The sequence below is a fragment of the Pseudomonas sp. TMW22089 genome (genome assembly GCF_022496645.1).
Classification (GTDB): Bacteria; Pseudomonadota; Gammaproteobacteria; order Pseudomonadales; family Pseudomonadaceae; genus Aquipseudomonas; species Aquipseudomonas paraversuta.
Genome location: NZ_SCFG01000013.1, coordinates 1 through 19,237, shown reverse-complemented (window position 1 = coordinate 19,237; position 19,237 = coordinate 1). Strand labels below are relative to the sequence as shown.

At 58.7% G+C, this 19,237-nt stretch carries 15 protein-coding genes; 11 read left to right on the top strand and 4 right to left on the bottom strand.

What is annotated here, in order from left to right; translation table 11 throughout:
• The first annotated feature begins 41 nt into the window (after nt 1-41).
• From iolE to EQV90_RS13805, 9 genes are all read left to right on the top strand, one after another.
• Nucleotides 42-935 carry a myo-inosose-2 dehydratase gene (iolE, locus tag EQV90_RS13845; protein WP_240878246.1) on the top strand — a complete coding sequence of 298 codons (894 nt, stop codon included), beginning with the start codon at nt 42-44 and terminating at the stop codon, nt 933-935.
• Nucleotides 932-1,741, top strand: coding sequence for a 5-deoxy-glucuronate isomerase (gene iolB / locus EQV90_RS13840; protein WP_240878245.1), 810 nt, complete (start codon nt 932-934; stop codon nt 1,739-1,741). The genes iolE and iolB overlap by 4 nt, the downstream gene beginning before the upstream one ends.
• An 18-nt stretch (nt 1,742-1,759) precedes the next feature.
• A complete protein-coding gene (locus EQV90_RS13835; RefSeq protein WP_003447620.1) occupies nt 1,760-3,262 on the top strand; it encodes a CoA-acylating methylmalonate-semialdehyde dehydrogenase in 1,503 nt (500 codons plus the stop codon).
• Nucleotides 3,263-3,356: 94 nt separating this feature from the next.
• Nucleotides 3,357-5,294: a 3D-(3,5/4)-trihydroxycyclohexane-1,2-dione acylhydrolase (decyclizing) gene (gene iolD / locus EQV90_RS13830; RefSeq protein ID WP_003447622.1), complete on the top strand. Its 1,938-nt coding sequence runs from the start codon at nt 3,357-3,359 to the stop codon at nt 5,292-5,294.
• A gap of 39 nt (nt 5,295-5,333) precedes the next feature.
• Nucleotides 5,334-6,371, top strand: coding sequence for a Gfo/Idh/MocA family oxidoreductase (locus EQV90_RS13825; protein WP_003447624.1), 1,038 nt, complete (start codon nt 5,334-5,336; stop codon nt 6,369-6,371).
• Nucleotides 6,372-6,490: 119 nt separating this feature from the next.
• Nucleotides 6,491-7,522 (top strand): Gfo/Idh/MocA family oxidoreductase, encoded by a 1,032-nt coding sequence (locus EQV90_RS13820; RefSeq protein ID WP_003447626.1) that lies wholly within the window; start codon nt 6,491-6,493, stop codon nt 7,520-7,522.
• A 152-nt stretch (nt 7,523-7,674) separates the two neighbouring features.
• A complete protein-coding gene (locus EQV90_RS13815; RefSeq protein WP_003447628.1) occupies nt 7,675-8,601 on the top strand; it encodes a sugar ABC transporter substrate-binding protein in 927 nt (308 codons plus the stop codon).
• A gap of 94 nt (nt 8,602-8,695) precedes the next feature.
• On the top strand, nt 8,696-10,261 hold the full coding sequence (locus EQV90_RS13810; RefSeq protein WP_240878244.1) for a sugar ABC transporter ATP-binding protein: 1,566 nt from the start codon (nt 8,696-8,698) through the stop codon (nt 10,259-10,261).
• A 61-nt stretch (nt 10,262-10,322) separates the two neighbouring features.
• Nucleotides 10,323-11,351 carry an ABC transporter permease gene (locus tag EQV90_RS13805; RefSeq protein WP_003447631.1) on the top strand — a complete coding sequence of 343 codons (1,029 nt, stop codon included), beginning with the start codon at nt 10,323-10,325 and terminating at the stop codon, nt 11,349-11,351.
• A gap of 711 nt (nt 11,352-12,062) precedes the next feature.
• On the opposite strand, the gene EQV90_RS13800 is transcribed toward EQV90_RS13805, so the two are convergent.
• Complete coding sequence (locus EQV90_RS13800) at nt 12,063-12,593, bottom strand: glyoxalase superfamily protein (protein WP_240878243.1); 531 nt, start codon at nt 12,591-12,593, stop codon at nt 12,063-12,065.
• 377 nt (nt 12,594-12,970) lie between these two features.
• Between EQV90_RS13800 and EQV90_RS13795 the strand changes: the two genes are divergently transcribed.
• Nucleotides 12,971-13,666, top strand: a complete 696-nt coding sequence (locus EQV90_RS13795; protein WP_003447634.1) for a tRNA (adenine(22)-N(1))-methyltransferase TrmK — start codon at nt 12,971-12,973, stop codon at nt 13,664-13,666.
• A gap of 401 nt (nt 13,667-14,067) precedes the next feature.
• Nucleotides 14,068-15,366, top strand: coding sequence for a hypothetical protein (locus tag EQV90_RS13790; RefSeq protein WP_240878242.1), 1,299 nt, complete (start codon nt 14,068-14,070; stop codon nt 15,364-15,366).
• 325 nt (nt 15,367-15,691) lie between these two features.
• Here the strand turns inward: EQV90_RS13790 and EQV90_RS13785 are convergent, their stop codons facing one another.
• From EQV90_RS13785 to EQV90_RS13775, 3 genes are all read right to left on the bottom strand, one after another.
• Nucleotides 15,692-16,123 (bottom strand): GFA family protein, encoded by a 432-nt coding sequence (locus tag EQV90_RS13785; protein WP_240878240.1) that lies wholly within the window; start codon nt 16,121-16,123, stop codon nt 15,692-15,694.
• Nucleotides 16,124-16,318: 195 nt separating this feature from the next.
• A complete protein-coding gene (locus tag EQV90_RS13780; RefSeq protein WP_003447641.1) occupies nt 16,319-17,698 on the bottom strand; it encodes a DUF1329 domain-containing protein in 1,380 nt (459 codons plus the stop codon).
• Nucleotides 17,699-17,737: 39 nt separating this feature from the next.
• Nucleotides 17,738-19,075 (bottom strand): MBL fold metallo-hydrolase, encoded by a 1,338-nt coding sequence (locus EQV90_RS13775; RefSeq protein WP_240878239.1) that lies wholly within the window; start codon nt 19,073-19,075, stop codon nt 17,738-17,740.
• Between the last annotated feature and the right edge of the window lie 162 nt (nt 19,076-19,237).

The window sequence follows — 19,237 nt, the reverse complement described above, 5'->3', positions numbered from 1 at the left end:
CAGGGTGCTGTTTAATTCAGAAAACAATAATAGGTGCAGCCATGCCCGCTATTCGTATTGGCATCAACCCGATTTCCTGGAGTAACGATGACTTGCCGTCATTGGGCGGCGAGACGCCATTGAGCACGGCGCTCAGTGAAGGCAAGCAAATCGGTTACGAGGGTTTCGAACTCAACGGCAAATTCCCCAAGGACGCCAAGGGCGTCGGCGATGTGCTGCGTCCCTACGATCTGGCACTGGTCTCGGGCTGGTATTCCAGCCGCCTGGCCCGGCGCTCGGCGGCCGAGGAGATCGACGCAATCGCCAGTCACGTGCAGTTGCTGGCCGAAAACGGAGCCAGGGTGCTGGTCTATGGCGAAGTCGCCGACTCGATCCAGGGCCAGCGCATTCCATTGGTCGAGCGCCCGCGTTTTCACACCGAACAGGCGTGGCAAACCTATGCCGACAAGCTCAATGAACTGGCACAGTTCACCCTGTCCCAGGGCGTGCGCCTGGCTTATCACCATCACATGGGCGCCTATGTAGAGTCGCCGTCGGACATCGACACCCTGATGAGCCTGACCGGCCCCGAAGTGGGTCTGCTGTTCGACGCCGGCCATTGCTACATGGGCGGTGGCGAGCCGCTCGAGGTGTTGCGCAAACATATTGACCGCGTCTGCCACGTGCACTTCAAGGATGTGCGCAAGGCCGTGGTGCAACTGGCACGCAACAACTTGTGGAGCTTCCCGGACTGCATCATCAACGGCACCTTCACCGTGCCCGGCGATGGCGACATTGATTTCGCGGCATTGCTCGATGTGTTGCTGGCTGCCGATTACCACGGCTGGCTGGTGGTTGAAGCCGAACAGGACCCGGCCGTGGCGCCGAGTTTTGCCTATGCGCAAAAGGGCTATCAAACCCTGCGCGGCCTGCTGGATGCGAGGATCGGAAAATGAGCTTGCTGATCAAGAGTCAGGCCACGGGTAAAACCATGGTCGAACTGCCACAGGGGACGCTGGAGTACGTGGGTTTTAGCGCTTATCGCCTGGCCGCCGGCGAACATCTGCCGGTCAGCGCCGGCGATCAGGAGCTGTGCCTGGTGCTGCTCAGCGGGCGGGTCACCATCAGTGGCGAAGAGCCGGGCAAGGGCGCTTTCAGCTGGGCCGATATTGGCGATCGCGACTCGGTATTCGAGGACAAATCGCCGTTCGCTGCCTACCTGCCGCCAGGCAGTCAGGCCCGGGTACTGGCCTTGGGCGAGGTGCAAATCGCTGTCTGTGCCGCACCGGGTTCGGCCACCGCCGGGCTGGGTGCACGTCTGATCAAACCCGAGGCCATGAAGCGCAGCGTGCGCGGCAAAGGCGCCAATACCCGCTATGTCTGCGACATTCTGCCCGACACCGAGCCTGCGCATTCGCTGCTGGTGGTGGAGGTGCGCACCCCGTCCGGGCACTCGTCCAGCTATCCACCGCACAAACACGACACCGACGATCTGCCGCACCAGAGCTTTCTCGAAGAAACCTATTACCACCGGATCAACCCGCCCCAGGGCTTCGTGTTCCAACGGGTCTACACCGATGACCGCAGCCTCGATCAGGCCATGGCAGTGGAGAACAGCGACCTGGTGGTGGTGCCCAAGGGCTACCACCCGGTCAGCGTGCCCTATGGCTATGAATCCTATTACCTCAACGTCATGGCCGGCCCCAAACGCGTCTGGCAATTTCACAACGACCCGCAGCACAGCTGGCTGATGGATCTTTAACGTTTTCGGAGAACAATAATGAGCACTACCCCGGTTATCGGTCACTACCTCAACGGCCAGCTCCAGGACACAGGCGGCGAGCGTTTCAGCGACGTATTCAATCCAGCCACCGGCGCCGTGCAGGCACGGGTGGCACTGGCCAGCCAGCACACCGTAGACGAGGCCGTGGCTTCGGCACTCAAGGCATTTCCGGCCTGGTCCGAACAGTCGTCCTTGCGCCGGTCGCGGGTGATGTTCAAGTTCAAGCAACTGCTCGACGAACACCACGATGAACTGGCTGAAATCATCTGCCGCGAACACGGCAAGGTGTTTTCCGATGCCAAGGGCGAAGTGACCCGCGGCATTGAAATTGTTGAATATGCCTGCGGTGCGCCGGCTCTGTTGAAAACCGATTTCAGCGACAACATCGGTGGCGGTATCGATAACTGGAACCTGCGCCAGCCCCTGGGCGTGTGCGCCGGGGTCACCCCGTTCAACTTCCCGGTCATGGTGCCGCTGTGGATGATTCCGCTGGCGCTGGTCACGGGCAACTGCTTCATCCTCAAGCCTTCGGAGCGTGATCCGTCAGCCAGCCTGCTGATGGCGCGCCTGCTGACTGAAGCCGGCCTGCCGGATGGTGTATTCAACGTGGTGCAAGGCGACAAGAGCGCGGTCGATGCGCTGTTGCAGCATCCGCACATCGAAGCCATGTCGTTTGTCGGCTCCACGCCGATTGCCGAGTACATCTATCAGCAGGGCACCGCGCGGGGCAAACGGGTCCAGGCATTGGGCGGGGCAAAGAACCACATGATCGTGATGCCCGATGCCGATCTGGATCAGGCGGCGGATGCACTGATCGGTGCGGCTTACGGCTCGGCAGGCGAGCGTTGCATGGCGATCTCGATTGCCGTGACCGTGGGTGATGTGGCCGACAAATTGATCGAAAAACTGCTGCCGCGCATCGACCGGCTCAAGGTCGGCAATGGCTTGCAGCCGGACAGCGAAATGGGGCCGCTGGTGACCGCTGAGCACAAGGCCAAGGTCATCGGTTTCATCGATCAGGGCGTGGCCCAGGGCGCACAGTTGATTGTCGACGGTCGCGACCTGAAAGTGCCGGGCGCAGAGCAGGGGTTCTTTGTTGGCGCCACCCTGTTCGACCAGGTCACCCCTGAGATGAGTATCTACCAGCAAGAGATTTTCGGCCCGGTACTGGGGATTGTCCGGGTGCCTGACTTTGCCAGTGCGGTGGCGTTGATCAATGCCCATGAATTCGGCAACGGCGTGTCCTGCTTCACCAGCGACGGCGGCGTGGCCCGGGCCTTTGCCCGCACGATCAAGGTCGGCATGGTGGGCATCAATGTGCCGATTCCGGTGCCGATGGCCTGGCATTCATTTGGGGGCTGGAAACGTTCGCTGTTTGGTGATCACCACGCCTACGGCGAAGAAGGTATCCGCTTCTACAGCCGTTACAAAAGCGTGATGCAGCGCTGGCCGGACAGCATCGCCAAGGGTCCGGAATTCAGCATGCCGACGGCCAAATAGCCAACCCCACAACTCCCACCTGACCTGCAGGAGCGAGCTTGCTCCTGCAGCGTGCAGCAAGTAGTCGGGACAGGTATTTTTTCAGGGTGAAAACATGAGTACGACACGACTGACCATGGCCCAGGCCCTGGTGAAATTTCTCGATAACCAATACGTCGAAGTCGATGGGGTCGAGAGCAAGTTTATCGCCGGGATTTTCACCATTTTTGGTCACGGCAACGTGTTGGGGCTGGGCCAGGCGCTGGAGCAGGACAGCGGCGATCTGGTGGTGCATCAAGGCCGCAACGAGCAGGGCATGGCCCATGCCGCGATCGGCTTCGCCAAGCAGAACCTGCGACGCAAGATTTACGCCTGCACCTCGTCGGTCGGCCCCGGGGCTGCCAATATGCTCACCGCCGCGGCCACTGCCACCGCCAACCGGATCCCGTTGTTGCTGCTGCCGGGCGATGTCTATGCCAGCCGTCAGCCTGACCCGGTACTGCAGCAGATCGAGCAATTCCACGACCTGAGCATCAGCACCAACGATGCATTCAAGGCCGTGAGTAAATACTGGGATCGCATCAACCGTCCCGAGCAGTTGATGAGCGCGGCCATCCAGGCCATGCGCGTGCTCACCGACCCGGCTGAAACCGGCGCCGTCACCCTGGCCCTGCCACAGGACGTTCAGGCTGAAGCCTACGATTACCCGGATTACTTCCTGCAAAAACGCGTGCACCGCATCGACCGTCGCTTGCCGACCCCGGCGATGCTGGCCGACGCCCAGGCCATCGTTGCGCGTAAACGCAAGCCGCTGATCATCTGCGGGGGCGGGGTCAAGTACTCCGCGGCCAACGCAGCCCTGCAGGCCTTTGCCGAGCGCTTTGATATTCCGTTCGCCGAAACCCAGGCCGGCAAAAGCGCGATTGTCTCGGCGCACCCGCTGAACGTCGGCGGGATCGGCGAGACCGGTTGCCTGGCCGCCAACTTGCTGGCCGCGCAAGCCGATCTGATCATCGGCATCGGCACCCGCTATACCGACTTCACCACCTCGTCGAAATCCTTGTTTCAGCACCCGGAGGTGGAGTTTCTCAACCTCAACATCAGCCCTTGCGATGCCCTGAAACTCGATGGCGTGCAAGTGCTGGCCGATGCCCGGGCCGCGCTGCAAGCCCTGGGCGAGATCCTCGGGCAACAGGGCTATCGCTCAGACTGGGGTGATGCCCCCGAATTGGCCAGGGCGCAACTGGACGCGGAAGTCGACCGGGTTTATCAGGTCGACTATCAGCAGCCGGACTTCGCCCCCGAGATCACCGACCACCTTGACCCGGCGGTGCTGCGCGAGTTTATCGAGCTGACCGGTTCATGCCTGACCCAAAGCCAGGTGCTGGGCGTGCTCAACCACAGCCTGGCCGACGACGCGGTGATCGTGGCCGCGGCAGGCAGCCTGCCCGGTGACTTGCAGCGGGCCTGGCGTAGCAAGGGGGTCAACACCTATCACCTGGAATACGGCTACTCGTGCATGGGCTACGAAGTCAACGCGGCGCTGGGGGTCAAGCTCGCCGAACCCGGGCGTGAGGTCTACGCGCTGGTGGGCGACGGTTCCTACATGATGCTGCACTCCGAGCTGCCGACCTCGATTCAGGAGCGGCGCAAGATCAACGTGGTGCTGTTCGACAACATGACCTTCGGCTGCATCAACAACTTGCAGATGGGCAACGGGATGGACAGCTTCGGCACCGAATTCCGTTATCGCAATGCGCAAACCGGCAAGCTCGACGGTGGTTTTGTGCCGGTGGACTTCGCCATGAGCGCGGCGGCCTACGGTTGCAAAACCTACAAGGTCAGCACCCTTGAACAGTTGCATATGGCACTGGCCGATGCACGTTTGCAAACGGTCTCGACCCTGATCGACATCAAGGTGCTGCCCAAAACCATGATCCACAGCTACCTGACCTGGTGGCGGGTGGGTGTGGCCCAGGTGTCCACCAGCCCGCGGACCGATGCGGCGGCACAAAAGCTCAACCTCGCACTTTCCAAAGCCCGGCAGTACTGATCGCAAACCTCTGACAAAAAATCCAACAGGAGCAGGCATATGTCGTTGAACACTAATTCCCTGAAGCTTGGCGTGATCGGTACCGGCGCCATCGGTCGTGACCATATCCGTCGGTGCAGCCAGACCTTGCTCAACAGCCAGGTGGTGGCCGTCACCGATATCAATCTGCTGCAAGCCGCCCAGGTGGTGGCTGATCTGGGGCTGAGCGCCGAGGTGTACCCGGACGGGCATGCCCTGATCAATGCACCGGAAGTCGATGCGGTGCTGGTGACATCCTGGGGGCCAAGCCATGAAGAGTTTGTGCTGGCCGCGATCAAGGCCGGCAAGCCGGTGTTCTGCGAGAAGCCGTTGGCAGTGACGGCCGCCGGCTGCCGGGCCATCGTTGATGCAGAAGTTGCCCATGGCAAGCGTCTGGTCCAGGTCGGCTTCATGCGTCCGTATGACGAGGGCTACCGCGCACTCAAAGCCGTGATCGACAGCGGCCAGATCGGCGAGCCGTTGATGCTGCACTGCGCGCACCGCAACCCGACGGTGGGCGAGAACTACAAGACAGACATGGCGATCACCGACACCCTGATCCATGAACTGGACGTGCTGCGCTGGTTGCTGGATGACGACTACGTTTCGGTGCAAGTGGTGTTCCCGCGCAAGACCAGCAAAGCCCTGGCCCATCTCAAAGACCCGCAAATCGTGCTGCTGGAAACGGCCAAGGGCACGCGGATCGATGTTGAGGTGTTTGTTAACTGCCAGTACGGCTATGACATTCAGTGCGAAGTGGTGGGCGAGACCGGGATTGCCAAACTTCCGGAGCCGTCGCAAGTGCAACTGCGCAGCGGCGCCAAGCTGTCCAACGCCATTTTGATGGACTGGAAAGACCGTTTCATCGGCGCCTACGACGTTGAGTTGCAAGCGTTCATCGACGCCGTGCGTGCAGGCCGGGTAGGCGGCCCCTCGGCATGGGACGGTTTTGCTGCTGCGGTGGCAGCCGATGCTTGCATCGAAGCGCAGCAGAGCGGGGCAATCGTCAAAGTGCAGTTGCCGGAGCGCCCGGGGTTTTACGGCCCGCACGCCCAATAAACCAAATACCAGAAAAACCTGCAGGAGCGAGCTTGCCTCGCGAGCTCTTCAAGATCAAAAGCTCGCGAGGCAAGCTCGCTCCTGCAGGAGACAGGTTCGCCCGGGTACATGGAGGCTTTATGCGTATTGGACTTGTCGGTTTTGGCCACGGTGGCCGTTTTTTTCATGCTCCGCTGATTGCCAGTTTGCCCGGCATCACGTTCGCCGGGGTTGTTACCCGCTCGCCTGAGCGGCGCCGCTTGTTGGCCAGCGAATACCCCGGGGTCAAGGCCTGGGACAGCCTGGGCCAGATGGTCGAAGCCGGGGTTGATCTACTGGTGATTTCTACCCCGCTGCAAGGCCGCCCGGAGCTGGTCATGCAGGCCATCGAGCTGGGTGTGCCGGTGGTCAGTGACAAGCCTTTCGCCGCCGATACCCATCAGGCCGAACAATTAGTGGCCGCAGCTCAACGTCAGAACGTGCTGTTGAGCGTGTATCAAAACCGGCGCTGGGACTCGGATTTTCTGACCATCCGCAAATTGCTGGATGCCGCTGCCCTGGGCCAGGTCACCCGCTTTGAATCATTCGTTGAGCGCTTTGCTCCCGATTCGGTGGGGGATGCCAGCGGCGGTGGCTGGCTGCGGGATCTGGGCAGCCATCTGGTTGACCAGGCGCTGCAGCTGTTCGGCCCGGTGCAGACGGTTTACGCCGAACTGGCCGATAGCCCCGGGCACCCCGGCATCGATCACACTTTCTTCATCGCCCTGACCCACGCCAATGGCGTGGTTTCCCACATCGGTGGCAGTTGCCTGCAAAGCAGTCCACGCCCCAGGTTTCGGGTGACCGGCAGCCTGGGCAGCTACAGCGTTGAAGGCTTTGACGGACAAGAGGCGGCAGTGCTCGCCGGGTTGTCGCCCAAAACCGAAGGTGAGCGTTGGGGCGCCGAAGAGCATCGGCGCTGGGGCTGGTTCGAGCAGGGGGCCGAGCGTGAGCGGGTACCCACCGAACATGGCCGCTGGCAGCAGTTTTATCTGCAAATGATCGACGCGGTAAAACACCAGGGGGCAGTGCCGGTGGACCCGCAGGATGCGTTGCAAGCCCTGCGGGTGCTGGACGCGGCACGCCTGAGTGCCGAGCGCAGGCAAGTCATCCGGCTCGATCAGGCAAGCTAAAATAGAATTATTTTTTTAATAAATTCTAAATACGGTTGATATAGAAATTATTTTCCAATAGAGTCAATTCCAGGTCAGCGAGACCTGGCCTCAGCTGTCATTCAAGTACGTACCGCATCTATAAAACCAACAAGAATGTGGAGACTGCCCTAATGAAACACCGCCTACGTTTTGCTTCCCTTGCACTGTCGATGATGCTGGCCAGCGGCGCAGCCATGGCCGACGTAAAAATCGGTGTGAGCATGTCCCAGTTCGATGACACGTATCTGACTTACTTGCGTGAGTCGATGAACGAAAGAGCCAAGAGCAACCCCGAAGGCGTGCAGTTGCAGTTTGAAGATGCCCGCGCTGACGTGGTCAAGCAGCTGAGTCAGGTCGAAAATTTTATCAGCCAGAAAGTCGACGCCATTGTGGTTAACCCGGTGGACACCGCCGCGACCCGCAAAATCACCGAAGCAGCGGTCAAGGCCGGGATTCCGCTGGTCTACGTCAATCGCCGCCCGGATGATGAAAAACTGCCGCCGGGCGTTGCCACCGTGGCCTCCAAAGATATAGAAGCCGGTCAGATGCAGATGGAATACCTGGCGAAAAAAATGGGTGGCAAGGGCGATATCGTCATCCTGTTGGGCGATCTGGCCAACAACGCCACCACCAACCGCACCAAAGGCGTGAAAGAGGAACTGACCAAGTACCCCGATATCAAGGTTGACCAGGAGCAGACCGGGATCTGGCTGCGAGACAAAGGCATGACCCTGACCAACGACTGGCTGACCCAGGGCCGCAAGTTTGATGCGGTGGTCTCCAACAACGACGAGATGGCCATCGGTGCGGCAATGGCCTTGAAGCAGGCGGGCATCGAGCCCGGCACTGTGCTGATTGCCGGTGTCGACGGCACCCCCGACGGCGTGCGTGCGGTGGAGAAGGGCGAGCTGGCGCTCACGGTGTTCCAGGACGCCAAGGGCCAGGCCTACGGCTCGGTCGATACCGCCCTGAAAATGATCAAGAAAGAACCGGTAGAGCAGGCGGTCTGGGTGCCTTTCCAGCTGATCACCAAAGACAATGCCAAGGATTTCAAGTAGTCGTCATCTCAATCCAATAACAACAATATGCGGCAGGGCTCAAGCCTTGCCCGCTGTCTCGGACATTCACCGAGGCATCTGAGGAGTACTGGCTATGCTCGCGTCAGCGACTGTTTCAAGCACCTCGACCATGGCGCCCGCGCCTGCGGCTCTCCCTCAAGAGGTTCCTTATCTGCTGGAGGTGGTCAACGTCAGCAAGGGTTTTCCCGGCGTAGTGGCGCTTGATGACGTGCAACTGCGGGTACGTCCGGGTTCGGTTCTGGCCCTGATGGGGGAGAACGGCGCCGGCAAGTCGACCCTGATGAAAATCATCGCCGGTATCTATCAACCCGACTCCGGCGAGTTGCGACTGCGGGGCAAACCCGTGACCTTCGCCGGTCCCCTGGCGGCTTTGCAGGCAGGGATAGCCATGATCCATCAGGAACTGAACCTGATGCCGCACATGAACATTGCGGAAAATATCTGGATCGGCCGCGAGCAGCTCAACGCGCTGCACATGATCGACCATCGCGAGATGTTCCGTTGCACTGCGCAACTGCTGGAGCGTCTGCGGATCAACCTCGACCCCCAGGAACTGGTAGGCAACCTCAGCATCGCCGAGCGGCAGATGGTGGAAATTGCCAAGGCCGTGTCGTACAACTCGGACATCCTGATCATGGATGAACCGACCTCGGCCATTACCGACAAGGAAGTCGCCCACCTGTTTTCGATCATTGCCGACCTCAAGTCCCAGGGCAAAGGCATCATCTACATCACCCATAAGATGAACGAAGTGTTCAGCATCGCCGACGAAGTGGCAGTGTTTCGCGATGGTGCCTATATCGGCCTGCAGCGGGCCGACAGCATGGACGGCGACAGCCTGATCTCGATGATGGTGGGGCGCGAATTGAACCAGCTGTTTCCGGTGCGGGAAAACCCGCTGGGCGAACTGCTGTTGTCGGTCCGCGACCTGAGTCTGGACGGCGTGTTCAAGGGGGTTTCGTTTGACCTGCACGCAGGCGAGATCATGGGCATTGCCGGTTTGATGGGCTCGGGACGAACCAACATCGCCGAAACCATTTTCGGCATCACCCCGAGCAGTGGTGGAGAAATCCAGCTGGACGGGCTGCCCGTGCGTATAACCAGTCCCAACATGGCCATCGAGAAGGGCTTCGCCCTGTTGACCGAAGACCGCAAGCTGACCGGACTTTTCCCCTGCCTGTCGGTGCTGGAAAACATGGAAATGGCGATTCTGCCGCATTACGCCGGCAATGGTTTTATCCAGCAAAAAGCCCTGCGCGCCCTGTGCGAAGACATGTGCAAAAAGTTGCGGGTCAAAACCCCTTCCCTTGAGCAATGCATCGACACCCTGTCCGGCGGCAATCAGCAAAAGGCCTTGCTGGCCCGCTGGCTGATGACCAACCCCCGGGTATTGATTCTGGATGAGCCGACCCGGGGTATCGACGTCGGGGCCAAGGTCGAGATTTACCGGCTGATCTCCTTCCTCGCCAGCGAGGGCATGGCGGTGATCATGATTTCATCGGAACTGCCTGAAGTGCTGGGTATGAGCGACCGGGTCATGGTCATGCACGAAGGTGAACTGATGGGCACCCTGGACCGCAGCGAGGCGAGCCAGGAGCGAATCATGCAATTGGCCTCCGGTATTACCGCGATTCATTAATGACTTCAGTGCAGCGGCCCGACAGGGTCAGTGGCGCAGCAGAACAAGAGAGAAAACGTCCATGAACGCAATAACTGAAAACAAGCCTGCCGTGGCCCCGCCTAAAACCAAAAGCCGTCGTCGGTTCCCCACCGAGCTGAGCATCTTTCTGGTGCTGATCGGCATTGGTCTGGTGTTTGAAGTATTTGGCTGGATCGTGCGTGACCAGAGTTTCCTGATGAACTCCCAGCGTCTGGTGCTGATGATCCTGCAAGTGTCGGTGATTGGCTTGCTGGCCATTGGTGTCACCCAGGTGATCATCACCACCGGTATCGACCTGTCATCGGGCTCGGTGCTGGCGCTGTCGGCGATGATTGCCGCCAGCCTGGCGCAAACCTCTGATTTCACCCGGGCGGTATTCCCGTCGCTGACCGACCTGCCGGTGTGGATCCCGGTGCTGGCCGGGCTTGGCGTGGGGCTGCTGGCGGGGGCGATCAACGGCAGCATCATTGCGATTACCGGGATTCCGCCCTTTATTGCCACCCTGGGCATGATGGTGTCGGCCCGTGGCCTGGCGCGTTACTACACCGAAGGCCAGCCGGTGAGCATGCTCTCGGACTCCTACACCGCCATCGGACATGGGGCGATGCCGGTCATCATCTTCCTGGTGGTGGCGCTGATATTCCACATTGCCCTGCGCTACACCAAATATGGCAAGTACACCTACGCCATCGGCGGCAATATGCAGGCGGCGCGTACCTCGGGGATCAACGTCAAGCGTCACCTGATCATCGTCTACAGCATCGCCGGTCTGCTGGCGGGTCTGGCCGGCGTCGTGGCGTCGGCACGGGCTGCCACCGGGCAGGCGGGCATGGGCATGTCCTATGAACTGGATGCAATTGCCGCGGCAGTGATTGGCGGTACCAGCCTGGCGGGCGGAGTAGGGCGCATTACCGGTACGGTGATCGGCGCACTGATCCTTGGCGTCATGGCCAGTGGTTTCACCTTTGTCGGGGTTGATGCCTACATCCAGGACATCATCAAGGGCCTGATCATCGTGGTGGCGGTGGTGATCGACCAGTACCGCAACAAGCGCAAGCTCAAGCGCTAACCCCACGCCCTGTAGGAGCGAGCTTGCTCGCGAGCTTTTCCGATACGCCCCGAAGAGCTCGCGAGCAAGCTCGCTCCTACAGATAATTCATGTACCCGACAGCCGAATCGATAGCCCACACCCCTGTAGGAGCGAGCTTGTCTCGCGAGCTTTTCCGAAACGCCCCGAACAGCTCGCGAGGCAAGCTCGCTCCTACAGATAATTCATGTACCCGGCAGCCGCATCGATAGCCCACACCCCTGTAGGAGCGAGCTTGTCTCGCGAGCTTTCCGATACACCCCGAACAGCTCGCGAGCAAGCTCGCTCCTACAGATAATTCATGTACCCGACAGCCGAATCGATAGCCCACACCCCTGTAGGAGCGAGCTTGCTCGCCAGCTTTCCGATACACCCCGAACAGCTCGCGAGCAAGCTCGCTCCTACAGATAATTCATGTACCCGACAGCCGAATCGATAGCCCACCCCCCTGTAGGAGCGAGCTTGTCTCGCGAGCTTTCCGAAACGCCCCGAAGAGCTCGCGAGGCAAGCTCGCTCCTACAGATAATTCATGTATCCGGCAGCCGAATCGCCAAGCCCACAACCCCTGTAGGAGCGAGCTTGTCTCGCGAGCTTTCCGATACGCCCCGAAGAGCTCGCGAGCAAGCTCGCTCCTACAGTTAATCATGTGCCCGGCAGCCGCATTGCCAAGCCCACGCTCAATCCAACAACGTCTTAGTCCTGACAGAAGCGGATGCGGTTGCCGAAGGGGTCATGGACTTCCAGAACCTGCCCCCAGCCCTGCTGAACAATCTCCGGGCGTCCGTAGCCGTAGCGCTTGCCCTGGAGTTCGTCATGCAACAACTGGATATTGTGCATCGGCACAAATAGGGTCGCCCCGGGGCTCGCATCGCCATGGTGCTCGGAGAGATGCAGTTGCAGACCGTTGCGGCTGATCCCCAGATACAGCGGCAGATCCGCTTCGAAGCTGTGCTCGAATTCGACGCTGAATCCCAGAAAATCCAGATAGAACTCCCGGGCCTTGGCTTCGTCAAACATCCGCAGGATCGGGATGGCCTTGTCGAACCTGATGACCGGCAAGGGATTCTCGGCGGGCAGTATTGCTGACGCAGTGTTCCAGTCCATGTAGCCCAGCAAGTGCGCCACCGTTTCCAGCGCCGTGGCATGAGTCAGCTCTTGCGCGAGCAGTTCCCGGGAGGCACGCAGCCGCCTGGCCATCTGTTTGGCTTGTTCGATCGAAATCATGGTTGTTCTCCTGAGGTCGAGGCGCACGGTGCCCGCATTGCCAAACCTCGACTGTCAAAAGAAACGGGAGGATTCGGGAACAGAAACAATACTTTCACCTTTCCTTGCGGACGCGAGCGGCAGGCAGTATCAGCCTGCGCTGATATTACATAGCGCGCAACGAGCGCGAAAGGGCAACCCGTATCTATCGCCAGGCGCTAGCGACTTCGAGCGGTAACGGGCCACCCGCGGCCAGTACGCCGGTTATGCTTGGCGCTCAGCTTTTGTCACAATGGGCAGGGGGCATGACGACCAACGCTGGCATGCAAAGCTGCTCCCCCGATAGAGGCGTGAGCCAGCCAGAGGGGTCGGACATTCGTGGTGATAAGGAACTGCAGTTGAACCAACATACATTGTCCATGCGCCTGGAGCGTGTCGCGGCGCATGTGCCGGCGGGTGCGCGTCTGGCCGATATCGGCTCGGACCATGGCTATTTGCCGGTGGCGTTGATGCGCCGTGGCCTGATCACCTTTGCGGTGGCCGGCGAGGTGGCATTGACGCCTTTCAGTGCGGCCGAACGTACCGTGCGCGAGAACGCAATGGAGCAACGCATTACTGTGCGTCTGGCCAGCGGGCTGGCGGCAATCGCCCCGGGCGACGCAATCACTGCCATCAGTATCTGCGGCATGGGCGGTGAAACCATCCGTGACATCCTTGACAGTGGCAAGGCCCGCCTCAGCGGCCAGGAACGGCTGATCCTGCAGCCCAACGGCGGCGAACAACCATTGCGCCAATGGCTGATGGAGAACGGCTACCGGATCCATCACGAGGAATTGCTCCAGGAAAACCGGTTCGATTACGAAATCATCGTTGCCGAACACGACGGGCCGGTGTTGTACAGCCCTGAGCAACTGTTCTTCGGGCCGTTGCAGATGCAGGCCCGCAGCCCGGCGTTCCTGCTCAAGTGGCAGCGCATCCTGCGCCACAAGCAGCAGAACCTGGCCAACCTGGCACGGGCGCAGCAGGCCGTGCCAGAGCACAAGGTGCAGGAGATCGCCCGGCAAGCGCAGTGGATCATCGAACTGCTGGCTTGAATCCGCCGGATCCAGCGCGGGCCTGTACCAGTGGCCCGCATGACATCGAACCAGGCACTTGCTCAGCGCAGTTCCATTCCCGGCTCAAGAGCAGCTTTTTTACCCCGGGCCGGCTCCCCAATAGTTATGTACCTTCGCGGGCCACAACAAAGTTCGAATTAACCACTGTGTTCACAAACAGATAAAGACCCTATGGCTTTTGTAATGTCGCCGTCTACACGGGCTGGTTGTGTTCGGCGTAAACAGGCCGCTATACACTTTATTTCGTAACTTGCATACAGAGGTGGCTGCCCTCGCAAGTTGTATTGATATCTTGATGTGCCGATGGGTAGGGTGCAGCCAGGATATTCATTGTTCAGTCCGTTACTTAAATTAGTTTATTCATTATAAAGGATGAACCCATGTCTATTATTGACTCGTCGCCAACACAGGCGACTAATTGGAAACAGCTTTCGTACTTCCGAGTGTTTGTCGAGAACGACGCGCACCTGCAAAATGCCCGTTATCCGCTGCTGAACAATAAGCGCCAGCAGTTACGCGTTACCGTGCGTCTGGCGGCGAAAGATGCGGCAGGTAATGTTGCAACTATCCCGAAAAGTGATCTGGATCAGATTCGACTGATTGATTACAACACGTCGGCCCTGATTGATTATAATGATAACTTTTCCGGAGACTGGACCAGTTCATGGCACCATCGAGGCTTTATCTGGGATCGAGGCTTTCTTGATTCAATCAGATCCCTGAGGCTGGAACAGCCGCAGCTGTTTGAAACCAGTGACAGCAGCGCTGATGATGCAGATTATGCAGATGATCCAGACGCGAAAGTCTCCGAGCCTATTGAGCAAACATCTGAATCATTCGGCCCGGCTCTAATCTCTCCTTCGATGGACGCAACCCTGGCGGACTGCCCCGGCGGCTACCAGTGCGTCACTTTTTATGTTTCAACCGGCGCCCGCGCTGCGCGCCGATTGGCGGCACGCATTACCAACGGTGATGGCACGGTATTTCGCAGCAACTACAGCGATGTGACCGACGACCTGGGTGAGGGTGATAAACGCGGGCGCTTCAACTCTTCGTTCGAGGTGGAGCCTGTCAGCTTCCCGTCCTTGCCGAACGAGAACTTTGGTGATCGAAAAGCCGACGGCTCAGGTTATCTGAGGGATACGCTGGTTGCATCGAATAAGTTTTCTGGGGGCGAGTATCGTGCATTTGAGCAACACGTTAATATCCGCATGCCCAACGGCCGCAAAGTGCCAATCAAATCGGTCACTTCTCACCCGAGCGGTGCTGATGGAGCGATAGGGGGCGAGATGATGTGGGCATCTCGAGGTCCTGTGACTCGCTCAAAAACAACGTTTACCTATATTTCCTATCCTGGCGAAAGCCACGTACGAATGCAGGAGCCACCTAATTGGTATGGCTCCGATGGCTATTTTTATCGGGTGCACAGTCTCTTGGCCACGGCCTTCCCAAACTTTACACCGCGTATCTTTCACCCGCGTGCCGGTGAAGTTGTGATCGGGCATTTTCTCACTGACCAGAATCATCAATTTTATTATCGGGCACAGAACGGGGCCGAGCATCAGGTGCCGAATAAAATGATGATGCCGCTCCACGTGATGGATATTTATGGCACCGAACACCGTCTTCGAGTCGGGCTGGTGTCCACCCATAATTATTTGATGTTGAATAAAGTTTAATTTGTCGGAGTGGGATCAAGTGGCGGCGGTCACGCTTGCCCAAGGGATTGTTCCTTCGCGAATCATGATCCGTTCGCGGTGCTTGCAATAGCTTGAGCATATTTGCCCCGCCACTCCTTAGCCCTCGTCAAGCAAACCACCTGTATGTTGTGGATGCAGGCATCCTGGGGTCAGGGCGCAGCCGGTAGTTCTGCCGGATGCGCCCTGACCCTCTTTGTTATCCGTATTGCTATCTATTTGCCGCGACTCGGGCAGTAGCCACCATGGGTCAGCCCGGCTGACCCGTTCGCACCTTTGCAGTTCCCAAGCTGACGCCACTGGCCGGTCATTCGGGCTGGTTGACGGTCTGCCCTTCGATGGGGTCCCGGGGGCATGTTTGCAAGGGTGTGTACCAGTGAACGGCAGAAGCGACATACAGGTGCTGTTGCTTTGGCGGCGTAAAGGGCGTGTCCAGAGTGCCCAGCGCTATGGAAACCCATTCTCTGAATTGGCCTTCAGAGCATGACCAGAACAAGGTCGAACCACAGTGCATGCAGAACTCGCGCAGCACCGAGGCCGACGAGCAATAGCCCGTGATGCTGGTGCTGCCGCTGAGTATCCGCAGTGCGCTGCGGGGCACGCTGGCATAAGACGCGAATGCGGCACCATGGCCTTTGCGACACTGGCTGCAATGGCAATGACTGACGGCCTTTGGCGCTGTAAGCAGTTCATAGCTGACGGCTGCGCAAAGGCAGCTGCCCTGGTAGACCCTGGTCATGTCGTCGTCCCTGAAAAAGATCCCGGCTTGGTGTCTGACTGAAAGTCGTCGCCATGCATAGTGCCTTGACCGGACGGTGCAAGAAAAGGGTGAGCTTCAATCCGCTCACGGCTGGTGATTGGCAGGCGTACAAAGAGCAGTGCCAATGCCCGCATTTACCGACGGGCAGGCAGTGCTCTATGGCCGGGAGCAGGCTTAGCGGCCGCTCGCTCTCAATGCATCGGGGGTGTACATATCGGCCGTCAGCTTCAGATTGTTCATGATCGGGCCTTTGCGCTCTTCGTTGGTCAGCCCGTAAGCGGTGTACTGCCTCGAACTCAGGTCATAGAAAAACTGCACCCCGGAAATCGCCAGCTTGGCGTCCGGATGCTGGAAGTAATTCATCATGGCGTGCTTCCAGATTTTTCCGCGGGCATCGTAGTTGTCCGCCAGTGTGCCGGCCCAGGTATCCTCATCCAGGTAAATGACCCGCTTGCTGTACAAATGGCGATAGCCTTCTTTCAAGTTGGCCTCCAGCACCCAGACTCGACGCAGCTCAAAGCGCAGGTAGTCAGGATCAGGGTGAGAGGGGGTCAGCAAGTCACTGTATTTAACTGCACCACTGTTGACGCGAAAGGCGTTGACCGGGATGTAGATCTCTTTTTTACCCAGGTTTTTCCACTCGTAACGTTCAGGCGAGCCGTTGAACAGGCGGTCGTCATCCACGACCATGGTGCCATTGGTGCCAATCATCGGCTGGTCGAAGCCAAACCCGGGCAACTGTCGAACCCGTCGAGTCCCGGGGTTATAACTCCAGGCCAGACGTCCCTGTTTGCTCCAGTCGTAGTAGTCCTGTGAAACCGTGCTGACACCTGCATCCCGTTGTGGCTGCATGGTGAAGTTCCAGGAAAATGCACGCACGCCCTCGGAGACCGGTAGCTCGTTCGGATTATTGGCAGGTGACAAGCCGCGAAGACGGGTTTTACCCCAGCCAATACTGCCGTTAGGCAGTACCGATGCGTTTGAACGGGTGATGTCCTGGGTCCAGGGCCCGGCGATCAGCATATGGTTCCACAGCAATTCCAGGCCGCTTTTAGGAATAGGGAAAGGCACTTGCCCCAGGCCCTTGATACCCATTCCGTCATTCACCAGTTCGGCGTTCAGGGCATTCCACTGAGCGTGCTGGCAGACATAATCGGGTACTCCAAAGATCCGCTTGCCCGCATAAATGTTCATTTTGTAGCTGTCAGGGTATTTCTCGAACAGGACTTTCTGGCCCTCGGTCAGATTGGCCGCGTGTTCCTTGTAGTTGCTTGAAGTGAGCACCAGAACGGGCACTTCATCCTTGAACGGGTCTACGGGTTGGTCACCGGAATACAAGGTGTGATTCCAGCCCGGTACTTGATCTACATACTCGCCGGTAAATGCGGGGATGCTGCCGGCAGCGTTCCCTGCACGTTCTGCACCCAGGCAGGTAAGGTTTTTCCCCAGTTGAGCGGCTTCCTCAGGTGTGACTTTGGAAAACGCAGTGCAAGAGGCGGTGAGTCCGGCCAGTAAAGATAAGGTCAATGCCATATTTTTTTTATTGGTTTTCATTTTAACCTGCAGGAACTGGTGCGTTGAAAAAGAGGTGGGTCAGAGGGATGCGCTACTCTGGTCTGGCGGGTTATTCAGATGCTTCAAACGTTGCTTGAGCGTGAGCATGTGTTCCAGGTAAACCGTCACTTCTTGAGTGGGAACGCCTGGCACAATGCGTCTGGAGTACGCATCCAGAGATGCTTGCAGGACGTCTTTATTATCCGGTGCCGCAAAGTAGGCCATGTCTGCCAGTTTGCAGGCCAGGGCCGGATTAACGTCCTGCAATACCCGAATTCGGGCGGTCAATTTGTCGATTCCGCCGCTCAGGTCGACTATTTCACTGCCAAAGGCCGAGAGCGGGGCAGGGGACCAATCCGAAGGCACGCCATTCCACCAGCCGCCATCTTCTTTCAAGACCATTTTTGCAACGTCTTGAAAGCGGTTGTATGTCTGCGCCATGTCCGTGCGCCCTTGCAGTTTTTCAGGCAGCTTGACGGCATCCACGATTTCATCTGGACGTTTATCGTCATTGAGCCCGTTGGCCACTTGGGTGACAGCCGAATCCAGCATCTGGGCAGCTGCCAGCAGCTTGTCTTGAGCTTCAGCGCCAGAGACCATTGCCGCGCCATGCATGGGCAGTACCCGTTGCGGTCTGGTTGCGGCCATATCGCGTAATGCCTGTGCCCATTCGGCGACATGGCGCTGACGGCGCTTGCCATTGCCGGCATTGAGCAGGAAGGGTTGCCAAAAGTCGGCGCTGACCACCACTTTGCGTGAAGGTACGCTCACCCAAAGCTGGTCGGCAGACTCTCCGCGGGCCTGGGTCAATACGAAGTCTTCGCCGCCAATGCTAAGGGTTTTGGTGCCGTGGAAGGTTTCGGTGGGCAGGATGGTATCTTCCATGCGCCGCGGAACATCCCGCGGGTCCTGGTTGTTGAGGCGCACCATGGAGAAGTTGACCAGCCTGATGTCAGTGGCCAGTTCGGAAAGAAAAGTGTCAGTGGTAATGATGCGCGGCTTCTCTCCGGCCGCGAGCAGCGCCCAGGCACCAAATGCATGGTCGGCATGGTGGTGGGTGATAATAATGGTGTTAACCGGCTTGTCACTGATCTTGCGCAGCGCCTCAAGCAGAGCCGGCCCTGCGGGTGCATAACCGCTATCGACCAGCACCAGGCCCTCGGCCGTTTCGAATACCGCGACATTGACAAAGGGCAGGCGTAACAACCAGGTCCCCTTGCCCTGTGGCTCTATGGTCAGCTTTGAGCGCGCATCGTCAATCGCGGCCTGGTTGGTTCTACTGTACATATGATTGGCAATGGCCGCGGATACAGGGCCGCCAAAACCGGCGTTCGGATTGGAGCGCAGGGTATTCAATATGTTGGGGTATTGCTTCATCAGGTCGGTGCGTAGTTCAAACCGTTCAATGGCTTTAGGGAAGGTCTGAAGTAAGCAGCCGTTTTTAACGGTCTAGCTGTCTGAGGTTCAAAAAACACCGACTTAATCGAAAAACAGACCTTTCCTCCTGTCAGTTCACTATTTTTTGCGGAAGAGCACCTT